At 70.9% G+C, this 12358-nt stretch carries 16 protein-coding genes; 7 read left to right on the forward strand and 9 right to left on the reverse strand.

All coding sequences use genetic code 11. The features are described 5' to 3' along the window. Positions 1 to 36: 36 nt before the first annotated feature. The 9 genes from AQJ67_RS10250 to AQJ67_RS10290 all read right to left on the reverse strand — a co-directional run bounded on the left by AQJ67_RS10250 (position 37) and on the right by AQJ67_RS10290 (position 5492). Positions 37 to 450, reverse strand: a complete 414-nt coding sequence (locus AQJ67_RS10250; protein ID WP_062717775.1) for a hypothetical protein — start codon at positions 448 to 450, stop codon at positions 37 to 39. A gap of 10 nt (positions 451 to 460) precedes the next feature. Continuing rightward, positions 461 to 904, reverse strand: coding sequence for a hypothetical protein (locus AQJ67_RS10255; RefSeq protein WP_062717776.1), 444 nt, complete (start codon positions 902 to 904; stop codon positions 461 to 463). Next, the gene (locus AQJ67_RS10260) at positions 901 to 1374 is read right to left on the reverse strand and encodes a hypothetical protein (protein WP_062717777.1); all 474 of its coding nucleotides are present in this window, start codon (positions 1372 to 1374) and stop codon (positions 901 to 903) included. Before AQJ67_RS10260 ends, AQJ67_RS10255 begins: the two co-directional genes overlap by 4 nt. Positions 1375 to 1473: 99 nt before the next feature. Then, positions 1474 to 1830 (reverse strand): SH3 domain-containing protein, encoded by a 357-nt coding sequence (locus AQJ67_RS10265; protein WP_244190416.1) that lies wholly within the window; start codon positions 1828 to 1830, stop codon positions 1474 to 1476. Between the two features lie 148 nt (positions 1831 to 1978). Continuing rightward, entirely contained in the window at positions 1979 to 2728 is a 750-nt protein-coding gene (locus AQJ67_RS10270) for a hypothetical protein (RefSeq protein WP_062717778.1), read from the reverse strand. A 17-nt stretch (positions 2729 to 2745) separates the two neighbouring features. Next, positions 2746 to 3444: a hypothetical protein gene (locus tag AQJ67_RS10275; RefSeq protein ID WP_062717779.1), complete on the reverse strand. Its 699-nt coding sequence runs from the start codon at positions 3442 to 3444 to the stop codon at positions 2746 to 2748. 16 nt (positions 3445 to 3460) lie between these two features. Beyond that, positions 3461 to 3946 (reverse strand): hypothetical protein, encoded by a 486-nt coding sequence (locus AQJ67_RS10280; RefSeq protein WP_062717780.1) that lies wholly within the window; start codon positions 3944 to 3946, stop codon positions 3461 to 3463. After that, on the reverse strand, positions 3943 to 4494 hold the full coding sequence (locus AQJ67_RS10285) for a DUF4913 domain-containing protein (protein WP_062718520.1): 552 nt from the start codon (positions 4492 to 4494) through the stop codon (positions 3943 to 3945). The genes AQJ67_RS10280 and AQJ67_RS10285 overlap by 4 nt, the downstream gene beginning before the upstream one ends. A 242-nt stretch (positions 4495 to 4736) precedes the next feature. Beyond that, complete coding sequence (locus AQJ67_RS10290; RefSeq protein ID WP_062717781.1) at positions 4737 to 5492, reverse strand: DNA-methyltransferase; 756 nt, start codon at positions 5490 to 5492, stop codon at positions 4737 to 4739. Positions 5493 to 6002: 510 nt separating this feature from the next. Between AQJ67_RS10290 and AQJ67_RS10295 the strand changes: the two genes are divergently transcribed. The 7 genes from AQJ67_RS10295 to AQJ67_RS10325 all read left to right on the forward strand — a co-directional run bounded on the left by AQJ67_RS10295 (position 6003) and on the right by AQJ67_RS10325 (position 12321). Further along, positions 6003 to 7133, forward strand: a complete 1131-nt coding sequence (locus AQJ67_RS10295; RefSeq protein ID WP_062717782.1) for a C40 family peptidase — start codon at positions 6003 to 6005, stop codon at positions 7131 to 7133. Positions 7134 to 7271: 138 nt separating this feature from the next. After that, on the forward strand, positions 7272 to 7586 hold the full coding sequence (locus AQJ67_RS10300; RefSeq protein ID WP_062717783.1) for a DUF6112 family protein: 315 nt from the start codon (positions 7272 to 7274) through the stop codon (positions 7584 to 7586). Further along, positions 7586 to 8278, forward strand: coding sequence for a hypothetical protein (locus AQJ67_RS10305; protein WP_062717784.1), 693 nt, complete (start codon positions 7586 to 7588; stop codon positions 8276 to 8278). Before AQJ67_RS10300 ends, AQJ67_RS10305 begins: the two co-directional genes overlap by 1 nt. A gap of 36 nt (positions 8279 to 8314) precedes the next feature. After that, on the forward strand, positions 8315 to 9670 hold the full coding sequence (locus AQJ67_RS10310) for an SCO6881 family protein (protein ID WP_062717785.1): 1356 nt from the start codon (positions 8315 to 8317) through the stop codon (positions 9668 to 9670). Positions 9671 to 9751: 81 nt separating this feature from the next. Continuing rightward, a complete protein-coding gene (locus AQJ67_RS10315; protein WP_062717786.1) occupies positions 9752 to 11224 on the forward strand; it encodes an SCO6880 family protein in 1473 nt (490 codons plus the stop codon). A gap of 61 nt (positions 11225 to 11285) precedes the next feature. Next, positions 11286 to 11753 (forward strand): DUF6238 family protein, encoded by a 468-nt coding sequence (locus AQJ67_RS10320; RefSeq protein WP_062717787.1) that lies wholly within the window; start codon positions 11286 to 11288, stop codon positions 11751 to 11753. Positions 11754 to 11778: 25 nt separating this feature from the next. Continuing rightward, positions 11779 to 12321 (forward strand): hypothetical protein, encoded by a 543-nt coding sequence (locus AQJ67_RS10325; RefSeq protein ID WP_062717788.1) that lies wholly within the window; start codon positions 11779 to 11781, stop codon positions 12319 to 12321. Positions 12322 to 12358: the final 37 nt, after the last annotated feature.

Genomic DNA, 12358 nt, shown 5'->3' on the forward strand with positions numbered 1-12358 from the left:
AACTCCTGGGTGAATGAAAGGGGGATCGCCTGCGGGTCAGCGGCTGTGCGCCGTGCTCTCGGCTGGACGGGGCGGAGCCGGCAGCGGCGGCGAGGGAGTCGGCGGGGACGGCGCTGGGGCCGGGACGCGGGCCAGGCTCTGCAGGACGGCGGCTGCCGACTTGGCTTGGACGTCGCGGACTGCGACGGCTTCGGCGAGCCGGCGGGATCCGTCGAGAAGGTGGGAGACCTCGTGGCGGCCGATCTGCCGCTCGGGGTGGATGAGCCGGGCGAGTTGGTCGCGGTGGAGGTCGATGCTGCGCTCGGCGTCGGCGAGGTCGTCGTGCATGCCGAGCAGGGCGCAGAGCATGCCGGGCGGCTGGTCCTGGGCGTGGGCTTCGAGGCCGGCGAGCGGCGCGCCGTACAGGTCCTCGATCCGTCCGGCTATCTCAAGGGACGTGAGGTGGGGCAAGCGGGGGCTTTCACGGTTGGCGGGCCCGGGCCGCCCCGGCACGCGGGGGTGCCGGGGCAGCGGACGGGGGCAGGGTTGCGGTGGCCCGCAGCTGCGTCATGCGGACGGGACGGGCCCTCTGGTCGGGCGAAGGCATGGTGCGCAGCAGCTCGCCGAGGGCTGCGCGGTAGCCGTCGCGGGCATCCAGCGCCGCCTCCAGCCACTGCGCATCGAAGCGAAGCTTGTCCGCCGACAGCTCGCCCATGTCGCGGCCTGGATCCATGTCCGCGTGCACGCGGTCGCGGACGCGGGCGACCTGCTCCTCGGTCAGGGCCAGGAAGGAGCGCAGCTCCAGAGCACGGGCGAGCGCAGGAGAGGCATCGGGTCCGGCAGCCGCCTCATGCAGCTCGGGGACAGGGTTCCCGAAGACATCCTCCAGATCGGCGTCCATGGTGCTGGTCTTGAAGCGGCTCATCGGACGGGCCTTCCCGCCTGCCCTGCCGACGCCTGCGCGGGTGTACCCGCGGGTCGGTGGGGAGGGCTGGTCTGCACGGCCGGACCGGTTCGGGGGCGGTGGTGGGCGAGCCGTTCGGCGGCGAGGTCCTTCTTGCCCCGAGCGTCCGGGTCGAGGAGCCACCGCACGACCAGGGCCCTGCCGTCGCGCGTGGTGACCGCCGCGCTCACGCGGTGGGCAAGGCCCACCGTCGGGTCGAAGACGAGGTCGGGGCCGGTCTCCAGCGCGGCGAGGAGGTCGTCCTCCGCGCGGTCGAGCACCAACTGGGCCTCGACGAGAAGGCCGTGCCACCTGACGACAACGGTGGCTTCAGGATTCGCAGTCGGCGCAGCGGCGACCGCGGCCTTCAACTCGTCGACGTCCATGGCGAAGCGCGCTTCGATCCGTTCGGTGAGCACGCCCACGACTTCCTTGGATATGCCGTCGGACAAAGGGAAACTCCTGTTCTGGAAAGGCCGATGCCTGGCGGGAATGTGAGGGACGGCCGTACCCGGCGGCTCAGCCGCTTACGGGCACCTGCGGAATTCCTGTCAGCTCAGGCACATACGGGTGTCGCGGTAGACGTAGGTGCCGGAGACCCAGCCCTTGACGCGAGTGGTCCGGTCGGTGATGTAGAGCCAGTTGCCGCTCTTCTTGTGCACGGTGAACTTGTGGCTCTTGTAGAGCACTCCGACCGCCGTGGACTTCGAGCTGGCCTTGGAGCGGATGGTCACGGCGGATGCGTGGACCTTGTACGGCAGCGGCGGAAGGTCCGGGCAGGGCGTAACAATGCTCGTGGCTATCGAGGTGGCAGCGGCGGGGGCCGCGCTCGCGGGCGCAGTGGACAGGACCGGGAGCGCGAGTGCGCCGAGTATCGCGGCGGATATGGCAATTCGGGTGGAGCGCATGCGGAAGAAACCTCCGGGAAGGCATAGGGATTGCGTGGATGGGTGCCGCGGGGTTGTCCCGGCGGCTGTATAAGAGTCCGGAGAATCGCCGGTTTGGCTAACCGGCGATCGTCGGCTATGTTGCGCCGCGCCCGGTCGGCTCGGGCGTTTAGCGCGAGCGACCGATGGGGCGCGGAGCAGGGGTTTTCGGCCGGGCGGCCGGGCGGGTGGCTGCCGCTGCCGGGCGGACCAGCGGCAGGGGGTCGGCCTGGCCGGTGAGCCGGTCGTCGCACCACTGCAGGGCCTCGCCGACCGTGTCGAAGCCGCCCTCGCGCAGGGTGTGCGTCCAGGCGTCGGTGTCGACTTCCTCGACGACGACACGGAACGGGGAGGGTGCTCCCTCATCCAGGGCGCGCAGGGCCACGACGGTGACCATGTCGTCCGGGTCAACGCTGGTGTAGGAGTAGCCCATGGCGTAGTGGTCGCCGTCGCCCGCGAGGCGCCGCGCGAGCGCTCGCGTGGCCTCGTCGGCCGGCGGCGGGCCAAGCTCGGGGTTGAGGCCGATGGCGTCGGGCGGGCAGCCGCGGTGGATGAGCCAGGACTGCGCCATCGCGGGCAGCGGCAGCAGGGCCTGCTCGAAGTCGAACGTCTCCTTCTCCCGGTCCCGCTTCAGGTGCACAGCGACGTAGGACGGCATGCCTGGGTGCCCGTAGGCGGCGGAGCGGTCGAACAGGACGTAGTAGCTGTGCGCGCCGTCGGGGCTGTGGTGTTCGGCGAGGGGGACGAGCATGTCCTCGCGGACGGCGACCTGGCGGTAGAAATCGAGGTACATCTCCTCGTCGGCATCGAAGGCGTCCAGCTCGAAGTCGACTTGGGGTGTGGATGTCCGGGCCGGCGCCGGTTCGGTGGGAGACAACAAGGGCCTTTCGGTGGAGTTCAGCGACGCTGTGCCGGGGCGGACGGCGGTGTGCCGGACCGGGCCGGGAGCCGCGGCGCCTGGGTCGTGGGCGCGCGTCGGGTGGCGAGCAGCGCGGCGCGTCCGGCGTCGGTGAGTGCGACGGGCTGGCCGGCGTGCACGGGGTGGGCGGTGTCCCGGACGAGAAGTCCGGCGTCCTCCAGCCGCCGCAGCTTGGTGTGCGGGATGCGGGTCCCGGAGGCAGCTGTGACGGAGAGCCGGCCGGTCAGCAGGTGTTCGTAGAGCTTGGCGCCGCCGGCGATGGCGAGCAGAGCCGCCTGGTCGTCCGTCGAGAGCGGCTTCGCACCGGGCCCCGAGGCCGCCGCGGCGGCCTCGACGGGCTCCAGAGCGGCGAGCACCTTCCGGGCAGCGGCGTCCCGCGCGGCGGCGGCCTCCTCCAGTTGGTCCACGGTGCGGTCGATGCGTGTGAACAGGGCGGCATCGACGTCGAACTCGCCGCTGGACAGGCGGCTCAGGAGGCGGAGGTAGAAGGTGACGCCGGTCTGGGCCTTGGCCAACTCGCGGTGCCGGTCGACCAGGTGGGCATGCGGCTCGTCGAGGACGCCCCGGTCGCGGTAGGCCCACAGGGTGTCGATGGTGTGGCCGGTGACGGCTTCGATGCGGTCATCGAGCGGGGAGACCGCACGCCGGTCTGGTGCCGGCGCGGGATCAGGGGGCATAGGCGACGCTCCGTGTTCAGCGGGTGTGATGGTGCGCGGGGTTCTGCGCGGGACGGGGCAGACCCGGCAGCGCGGTGGGCGGCGGACCGGGCCGGGGCGCGGGAGTGCGGGCGGTCAGCTGCGGGGAGCGGGAGCGGGCCGCGTGGGTGCGGGCACTCAGCGGTCGGCGGGTCATCCCCAGGCGGCGGCCGACCTCGTCGTAGACGTCATTGCCCGCACGCGGCCGGACCGCGACGACGTGAATCTCCTTCGGATGCGCGGACTCCGCAGGCGCCGGGCGGACGCCGTAGACGACGCGCCAGTCCTTGCGCGCGTCGATGAACAGCTTGCGATAGCCCGCCAGGTCACCGTCGAGGCGTAGCCCGAAGCGCTGCGCGTTCACGACTTCCTGCAGGTAGGCGAGGGTAAGGTCGCGGATATCGCCGGGGGCCTGGAGGAGATCCGTCAGGGCCCGGGGGTCGAAGCTCAGTCCGAAGGCGGGCTGTCCCGCTCCCACGGTCATGACGTCGGCTCGTCGGGCTCGGCGGTCCCGGCGCTCTCCGCCGTGGACGCCGTCTCCGTGCGCGCGGACGGCGGCGGGCCGGGCAGAAGGCGGTGCGCGGGCCGGTCGGGAGAGGTCATACAGGCCGACAGCGGCCCGCCCGATGCGCGGATCGCCGCAACGGCATGGGTGAGGAAGTCCCGGTGCCACACGAACAAGCCGCTCAATCCGGCTTCGGGGTCCTTGTGCTGCTGATAAGCGAGCCACAGGGCGTGGAGCCAGGCCACGACATCGTCGTGCTCCTGCCACTTGAGGCACCAGGGCGCCGCGGTGGTGACTTCCGCCCCGTAGACCGGGAGGAGGAAGTCGTCGACCCAGTCCGACAGGGCGTCGAGTTCGTCCTCCCGCTCCTCCCCGTCAAGTTCCAGGATCGGGCGGGGTTCCGGCGGAGCAGCGGCGGGCGGCCCGCCGAGCCCCGGCATGCCGAACGCGGCGAACGGCGATCCACCCGGTGCCGGGGCGGAGGCGAGGTGGTCGAGTTGCTGCGCCTGTTGCGCCGACTGCTCCATGAGCCGTCGGACGCTCGCCTCGATTCCCTCCAGCTGCGGATCCGGAATACGAACCGGCTCCAACTCCCCATCGTCAGAGGGGTTTATGGATTCGGGCATGAAAGAGTTCGGCCTCCTACAGGACGTGCTCTGAGAGAAGGACGGAATGCGCGACGAGCGGACCGGGCAGCGAGATAGATATCCGCGCCGCCGGATTGCCGCCCAGGGGCGCCGGCCGTCTTGACGGGTAGCGGGCTCGCGGCTCAGGCGGTGAGAATCACGCCGTCTTGCGTGAGCGTCTCGCGAATCGTCTCGGTGAGCCGGTCGGCCGCAATCGACGCATAGTGCTCGGTCTTCTCCACGCCGATGAAGTCCCGCCCTTCCAGCAGGGCGGCGACGCCCGTGGATCCGGAGCCGGCACAGAAATCGAGCACCGTGCCGCCCTCGGGGCTGATCTTGACCAGCTCGCGCATCACCTCGACGGGCTTTTGCGTGATGTGCTGGCGCTTCGCCCCCGAGGGCTGCGACGCCGAGTACAAGCCGGGCAGATAGACCGGGTTACGGGAGCCGTCGATCGCCCCCTTCGAGGCCCAGACGATGAATTCACAGTTCTGGGTGAACCGGCCCTTCTGCGGCCTGGCCTGCGGCTTGTGCCAGGCCAGCACCCCACGCCACAGCCACCCGGCCGCCTGGATCGCATCCGTCGTGACGGGAAGCTGACGCCAGTCGGTGAACAGCAACGCCGTGCCGCCGGTCTTGGTGAGGCGGTGGGCTTCGGTCATGATCTGCGTCAGCCAGAACCCGTAAGACCTCTGGTCCATGTTCTCGCCGGTGAAGTCGGCGAGATCGTTCTTGGCGTCGGCGGAGGTGTACTTCTGCTTCGCGGAGCGGGTGGTGCGCTCCTTCGCGGTCCGGCCCCCGCTGTTGTACGGCGGATCGGTGATGACGGAGTCGACGCAGTCGTCCGGAAGGCCGGAAAGAACGCTGAGGGCGTCGCCCTGGTGCAGGGAAAAAGGCAAAGAGGAACCCCAATTCGGGTGCGGAAGCGCGGAGTGAACTCACCGCCTCGCAACGGAGTCCTCACGGGCCGGAATTGGGCATGCAGAAGCCCAGGGCCGCAGACCGAGGAGGGCGAGGGGGGAGTCCAAAAACTGTAGAGGCAAAAGCGCCGACGACCAAGAAGTGCGTTGCCGAGGTGCCGGATTCCGGCACCTCACGCCGACTTTTTGGTCAACCGCCGATCCACGTCTACTGTTTTTGAACCGCCCGGCGCACACCGCCGCTGGCCACTTCCCCGCCTCACCTCACGGAGGTACCCCTTGCCCCGGCACACCTAGCGGTCCGGCCACGCGGAGCGAGCGGCAACTCGCCCGCACCGGCCCGCCCCGATCGCCCACCCCGGCCGCCGCGCCCTTCCACCACGCCTCGCGCACGCGGCAAGCCGGACACCGCACCCCGAAGGACACGTCCATGACGTCTCGACACCCACCCCTGCCCGACAACGCTGAACCCCGAGCGGTCCGCTCCGGTTGAAGTGGCTCGCCGCCACCATCGGCGTCGTCGTCCTCTCTCCTCTCCTGCTCGCGGGCACCGCCATGATGATGGCGTCCTCCAGCGAAGCCACGACCACCGCATCCTTCAGCGGATGCCTGACCGGCATCGACACCGGCAAGGTGACCAAGGAAGTCACCAAGCTCCTCGACGGTGCGTCCGGCAAGGACGTCCACATCCAGGGCCTGGACCTTCCTGCCGAGCAGATCCCCAACGCGCAGACCATCGTGGCCACCGGCATCAGCCTTGATGTACCCAAGAAGGGGCAGATCATCGCGATTGCCACCGCGATGCAGGAGTCGCGGCTGCGCAACCTCAACTCCGGGGACAGGGACAGCCTCGGCTTGTTCCAGCAGCGCCCCAGCCAAGGGTGGGGAACCGCGCAGCAGATCCGCGATCCGGTCTACGCCAGCGAGCGGTTCTACAAGGCCCTGCTGAAGGTCGACGGCTGGCAGCAGATGAAGGTCGTCCAAGCAGCCCAGGCCGTCCAGAAATCCGGCTACCCCCACGCCTACGCGCAGTGGGAGGACCTCGCCACCGCGCTGCAGAAGGCCATCGCTGCCACGTTCCCGAACGCCGACAAGGACAAGCCCGCCAAGGACACGGCCAAAGACGAGGACACCGACTCCAATGCCGGCGGGTGCGCTCCGGGCAAAGACGGCACGTCCTTCGGACGGATCCCCGAGGGCAGCGTCCCGAAGGGATACACGATCCCCAAGGACTCCGGCCCGAAGGCGCGCAAGGCCATCGAGTGGGCGATGCACCAGCTCGGCACGCTCTACCAGTGGGGCGGATCCTGCACCAACGCCCACGGCCCCGACCCCATGGACCGCTGCGACTGCAGCTCGCTGATGCAGCAGGCGTACGCGCACGCCGGCGTCACGCTCACCCGCACCACGTACACGCAGGTGGGCGAGGGCAAGGCCGTCTCACCCAAGGCCCTGAAGCCCGGTGACCTGATCTTCAGCCGTGGCACCGCCGCCCGGCCCGAGCACGTCGGCATGTACATCGGCGAGGGCCTCGTGATCGAGGCGCCCCGCACCACCAAGCCCGTCCGGATCACCCCGCTCAAGGACTGGACGATTCTCGCCGCCCGCCGCGTCCTCTGACGCCGCCCCCGCCCGGCACCGCTCCGGGCGGGACGCCGCCGCGGCCACTTCCGCGTCCCGAGCGCACCTCCCCTCCGCTTCCCCCCTTCCCGCTGGCCCTCGCCTGGCCCGGCGTATGCAAGGAGCCCCACCACACCTATGTCCGTCCCTCTCGCAGACCGCCTCATGCAGCTCGCCTATGACCCAGGAATCCAACCCAAGGGCGGCGGACTGCCCGGACTGAGCGTCCTGAAGAACGTCGTCAACTCGATCAACCTGTACGGGATCATCGCCGTCGTCGGTGCCCTCGCCGTGAGTCTGGTCGTCTGGGCCTGGGGTCACCACACCGGTGGTCACCAGGCCGAGGCAAACGGCAAAAAGGGTGCGACCGTCGCCGCAGGTGCCGCCCTGGGCCTCGGCGCCGCCAATGGCATAGTCGCCTTCTTTTCCGCTCTCGGGTCGCAGGTCCACTGATGCGGAACCCGTTCCCCTCCCGCTCGCTGTCCTCGTACGGCGCGGGCTGGTCGGCCAACCGGCGCATCGCGATCGTCGCCTGCGCCGTCGCCGTCCTGCTCGCCATCGCCGGGGCCGTCGCCTTGCTGACCGGCAACAGCAGCGGCCACCTGGCCCCGGACACCGCCCGGCCTGCCCCGGCTGACAGCCCGTCCTCCTCCGAGGCCGCCCCGATGCCTTCCTCCGGATCCGGGTCGGTGCCCAAGCCTGCGCAGATCGCCGAGCCGGTCGCCTACGCCAAGGCCGCGGCCCGGATGCTGTGGTCCTACGACACCCGCGACACCAGCCGCGACCAGCAACTCGCCGGCATGCGCGCCTGGATGACCACGGAGCCCAAGTACACCGACTGGACCTCGGTCTCCGGCCAGGTTCCCGATCCGGTGCTGTGGTCGCGGATGACCGACCAGGACCAGCACGCCACCGCCCACGTCACCGAGGGCCACTACCCCTCCGCGTTCAAGCAGGCCCTCGCCGACGACCCGTCCGCGATCACCGAGGCGTACATCTACGTCGTCACCGTCAACGGCAAGCAGCAGATCGCCTGGAAGAAGGGCGGCGGCGGAGCCGAGGAACGGGCCGTGACCCTCGCCGTCCAGTGCCGCCCGAACCACGACTGCCGCCTTGCCGCCATCGCCCCGAGCGTCACGCAGTGACCCGCGCCTGAGACAAGAAAGGAGGATTAGCTCCCCGTGGGTTTCTGTGACTTCCCCCTGGCCGACAAGCTGTGCGCGGTCGGTGACGCGGTGGCGTTCGCCTCGGATCCCGGCAAGGCCATCGGCGACTGGATGGCGAAGTCCGCCGGTGAACTGGCCGCCGCCGCAGCCGACCTGGCCGCTGACGCGGTCAACACCACCACCAAGGTCGACCTGAACGCCGGGTGGTTCCGCGACAACTACGAGATGCTGCTGCCACTGGGCCTGGTCCTGCTGGTCGCCACGTTCTGCGCGCAACTGGTCCGGGCCGCCGTCAGACGCGACGGACAAGCCCTCACACAGGCTTTCACCGGCACCATGTCGGGCGTCCTGTTCGCCTTCTGCGCCATCTCCCTGACCACCGTCGCCGTCGAAGTGGTCGACGCCCTGTCCGCCGGCCTGTTCAAGACAGCGCACCTGAACATCGAGTCGGCCGTGCGCCGCATCGTGAAGGTCAACCAGATCCCGGGCCTGTCCGGGCTGGGCTGGCTCGTCGCGGTCGTCGCCGGTCTCGGCGCCGCCATCGGCGCGTTCCTCTACTGGTGCGTGATGATGGTCCGCAAGGTCGGCATCCTCGTCATGGTCACCCTGGCGATCTTCGCGTCCGCCGGCGGCGGCTGGGAGGTCGCCAGGCGCTGGCGCAGGGGCTGGATCGAAGCCACCGCGACCCTCGTCGTCTCCAAACTGCTGATGACCGTGATCTTCGTACTCGGTATCGCCGCCATGGGTAAAACCGAGGCCAAGGACGGCATCGGCGCTCTGGCCGACGTCATGGCCGGCATCGCCATCATGGCCTTGGTGTTGATGTGCCCGTACGCCACATTCAAGTTCGTGCACTGGGCCGCTGAAGGCTCGGACGGCGAGTCCATCCACCGGGCCGGTGGCGCCGGCGCCCAGATCGCCAAAGCGCACGCCGAGAAGGGCGCCCGCAAGGCCGCCGCAGCTGTGGCCACCGCCGGAACCGGTGGCGCTGCCGCCGCAGCGGGCGCCGCACCGCAGGGGCCCGACGCCGCCGGCGGAGGCGGTTTCCCCGGCGATATCGCCGCCCACCCGACCGGCGCAGGCGCAGAGGGCAAGGAAGGTTCGCACAGCGGCGGAACGGGCGTCCCGCCCGGCGGCAATGCCGTCCAGCCCCCACCGACGAGCGTGTCCGACGACACCAGCGGCCAGACGGGCGGCAGCCCGGCGCCGGCCGGATCCGGAGCGAACGCCGCCTCCGGCCAGGGCGGCGGATGGCAGTCCGCAGCCCCGAGCACCACCCCGCCGCCGCAAGGCGCACCCCCGGCCCCCGGCTCACAGACCGCCACCTCCAGCGGGGCGGCCTCACCGCCGCCGCCTCCGGCCGGCCTCTGACCCGCTGCCCGACTCCCGGGGGCGGGTGTGCGCACCGCCTCCCGCCCCCGGGTTCCACCCGCGCCTCCAGGACTCGCCCCTTTGACTGATCTCTCCGTCGCCCCCCTCACGGTGAAGTTCCCACACCGGTCCCGCCGCGGCATCCTCCTCGGCCTCTCCCTACCCCAACTCGTCCTCGTGTCGTGCACGCTGGCGCTGCTGCTGATGACGGTGGTCTCCACCGGACTGCTCGGCACCATCGTCCTGGCCCCGCTGTGGGCAGCCTCCGGTGCGCTCGTCGCGATCCGCCGCCACGGCCGCTCCCTCATCGACTGGGCGCCCATCGTCACCCGCTACGCACACCGCCGCCGCAGTGGCCAGACTCTCTGGCTCGCCCGGCCCGTCACCCGGCCCCGGCAGGACGGCATCCTCCACCTGCCCGGCACCGCCGCCTCCCTCAAGGTGGTCACCCCCGGCGACTCCGCCAACGGCGCCGCCGCCGTCCACGACCCCCACCAGCAGACCCTGACCGCCGTCGCCCGCGTCTCCAGCAGGGCCTTCGCTCTCCTCGACCCGGCGGCCCAGAACCACAACGTGGCCGGGTGGGGGCGGGCCCTGGCGGGTATCGCCCGCACCGGGCACGTCGCCACAGTGCAGGTCCTGGAACGCACCGTGCCCGACAGCGGCGACACCCTCGCCCGCCACTGGAGTCAGCAGGGCCACCCCGAGGCTCCGGTCGCCGGGCAGGTCTACAGCGAACTCGTCGCCTCCGCAGGACCGGCCGCCGCCCCGCACGAGACCTACCTGGCGATCTCCCTCGACCTCAAGGCCGCCAAGCGCCTCATCAGCCAGGCCGGCGGCGGCCTGCCCGGCGCCTTCACCGTCATGCAACAGACCACCGCGTCCGTCGCCCAGGCCGCACGCAGCGCCGGGCTGACGGTGACCGGCTGGCTCACCGCGCGGGAGATCGCCGCCGTCATCCGCACCGCCTACGACCCGGCGGCGCTGTCCGCGCTGCAGCAGTGGTCGGAGTCCGGGCGGGCCGAGGCCGACCCGGCCGCCGCCGGCCCGGTAGTCCAGGTCGAGGAGTACGACCGGCTCGCCACTGACTCCGCCCGGCACGCCACCTACTGGGTCGAGGACTGGCCCCGCACCGAAACCTCAGCGGGCTTCCTGCACGGGCTGATGTTCACCGCCGGTGTCCGCCGCACCCTCTCCCTTATCTACGTGCCGCAGGGACTCGAATCCGCGCTGCGCGACGTGCAGCGCAAGAAGGCGGCGATCATCGCCGACGCCAACGAACGCGCCCGCCGCGGGCAGGTCGACTCCGAAGCCGACTCGATCGAATACGCCGACGTCAAGGCCCGCGAACGCCAGCTCATCGCCGGGCACGCCGACGTCGCACTGACCGGCCTTCTGACCGTATCCGCCGAGACCGACGCAGCGCTGGACGCCGCGTGCGCGCAGATCGAGACCGCCGCCGTCACCGCCCAGATCGACCTGCGCCGCCTGAACTTCCAGCAGCCCGCCGCGTTCACGCTCGGCGCCCTCCCCCTCGCCCGCACAGCCCTGTAATCCCCGCCCTCCGGAATCCGCCGACGTCCTGCCACCACGGCAGGAAGGAACCCTTCACCCTTTGACCTCTGCCCTCCCCGTCGGTGACGCGTACCCGTACCTGCGGGCCGCCAGCGCCGGCATCCGCCACCACGCCCGCACTCTCACCCCACGCACCCAACACACCGCTGCACCCGCGGATCGCGTGCACCTCGACGCATTGCACGCCCATCTGACCGCACTGCACCAGCTGCTCGACCGGCTCGCCGCATATACCCGGCCCCCGCACCCCGCCGCCGGCCGCCACCTCGCCACCGCGCACACCCGGCTGTGGCAGTCCGCCGCCGCCGTGCACGACGCCTTCCACCTCCTGCCCGTCGCGGACGAGCCCTCGGCGAACACGGAATGCCATCCCGAGCGCCTCCCCGAAGGACCGCCCGTCCTGACCATCTGCCAGCGCCACCTCGCCGCCGGCCACGCCGTACGGCGCAAGACCACCCCCAGCGACCTCAACACCCCACTGCACGGCCACACCACCCGCAGCCAGTAACCGCCCTCCCCCGAAAGGCCCCCACATGCGCAAGCTGAAGCGTTCCACCACCACCGCCGCCATACTCGCCGCGCTCGCCGGCACCACCGCCCTGGCCACCGCCACCCCGGCCACCGCCGCCGGCTACCAGTGCAAGACCAGCAGCCACACCGCCGACGACGCCTCGTACAACGGTCCTGAGACCGACAACTGGGATCTTGACGTGACGGTCTGCGCCATGAGGTCCGGCGGCTACATCTACACCAACGCCACCGTGTACTGGGACGGCCCCTACGCGTCCCGCCAACGCGGCACCTGGACCTTCGACAAGGCCAAGTTCCAGCTCCAGACCAAAAAGAGCGTCCGCGGCACAGACCCGGTCGTGAAGTCGTCCGCCCACACCGGGCTTGAGTACGCACTCGAACACAGCAACAGCCGAGGCAACGGCTCCTACTCGACCGGCACCCTGAAGCACAGGGCGGGCTCCGGCAGCCGCTACCTCGCCGACGGCTACATCCAGCTGGACTGGTCCGGCGACGGCAAGAGCTACCGGAGCCCGATTCTGTTCACCGCCTCACCGGTCGTCTGACCCCCGCACCGCGTCCAGACCGCCGCCTTCGTGAAAG

Source organism: Streptomyces caeruleatus (assembly GCF_001514235.1).
GTDB classification, from domain to species: Bacteria; Actinomycetota; Actinomycetes; order Streptomycetales; family Streptomycetaceae; genus Streptomyces; species Streptomyces caeruleatus.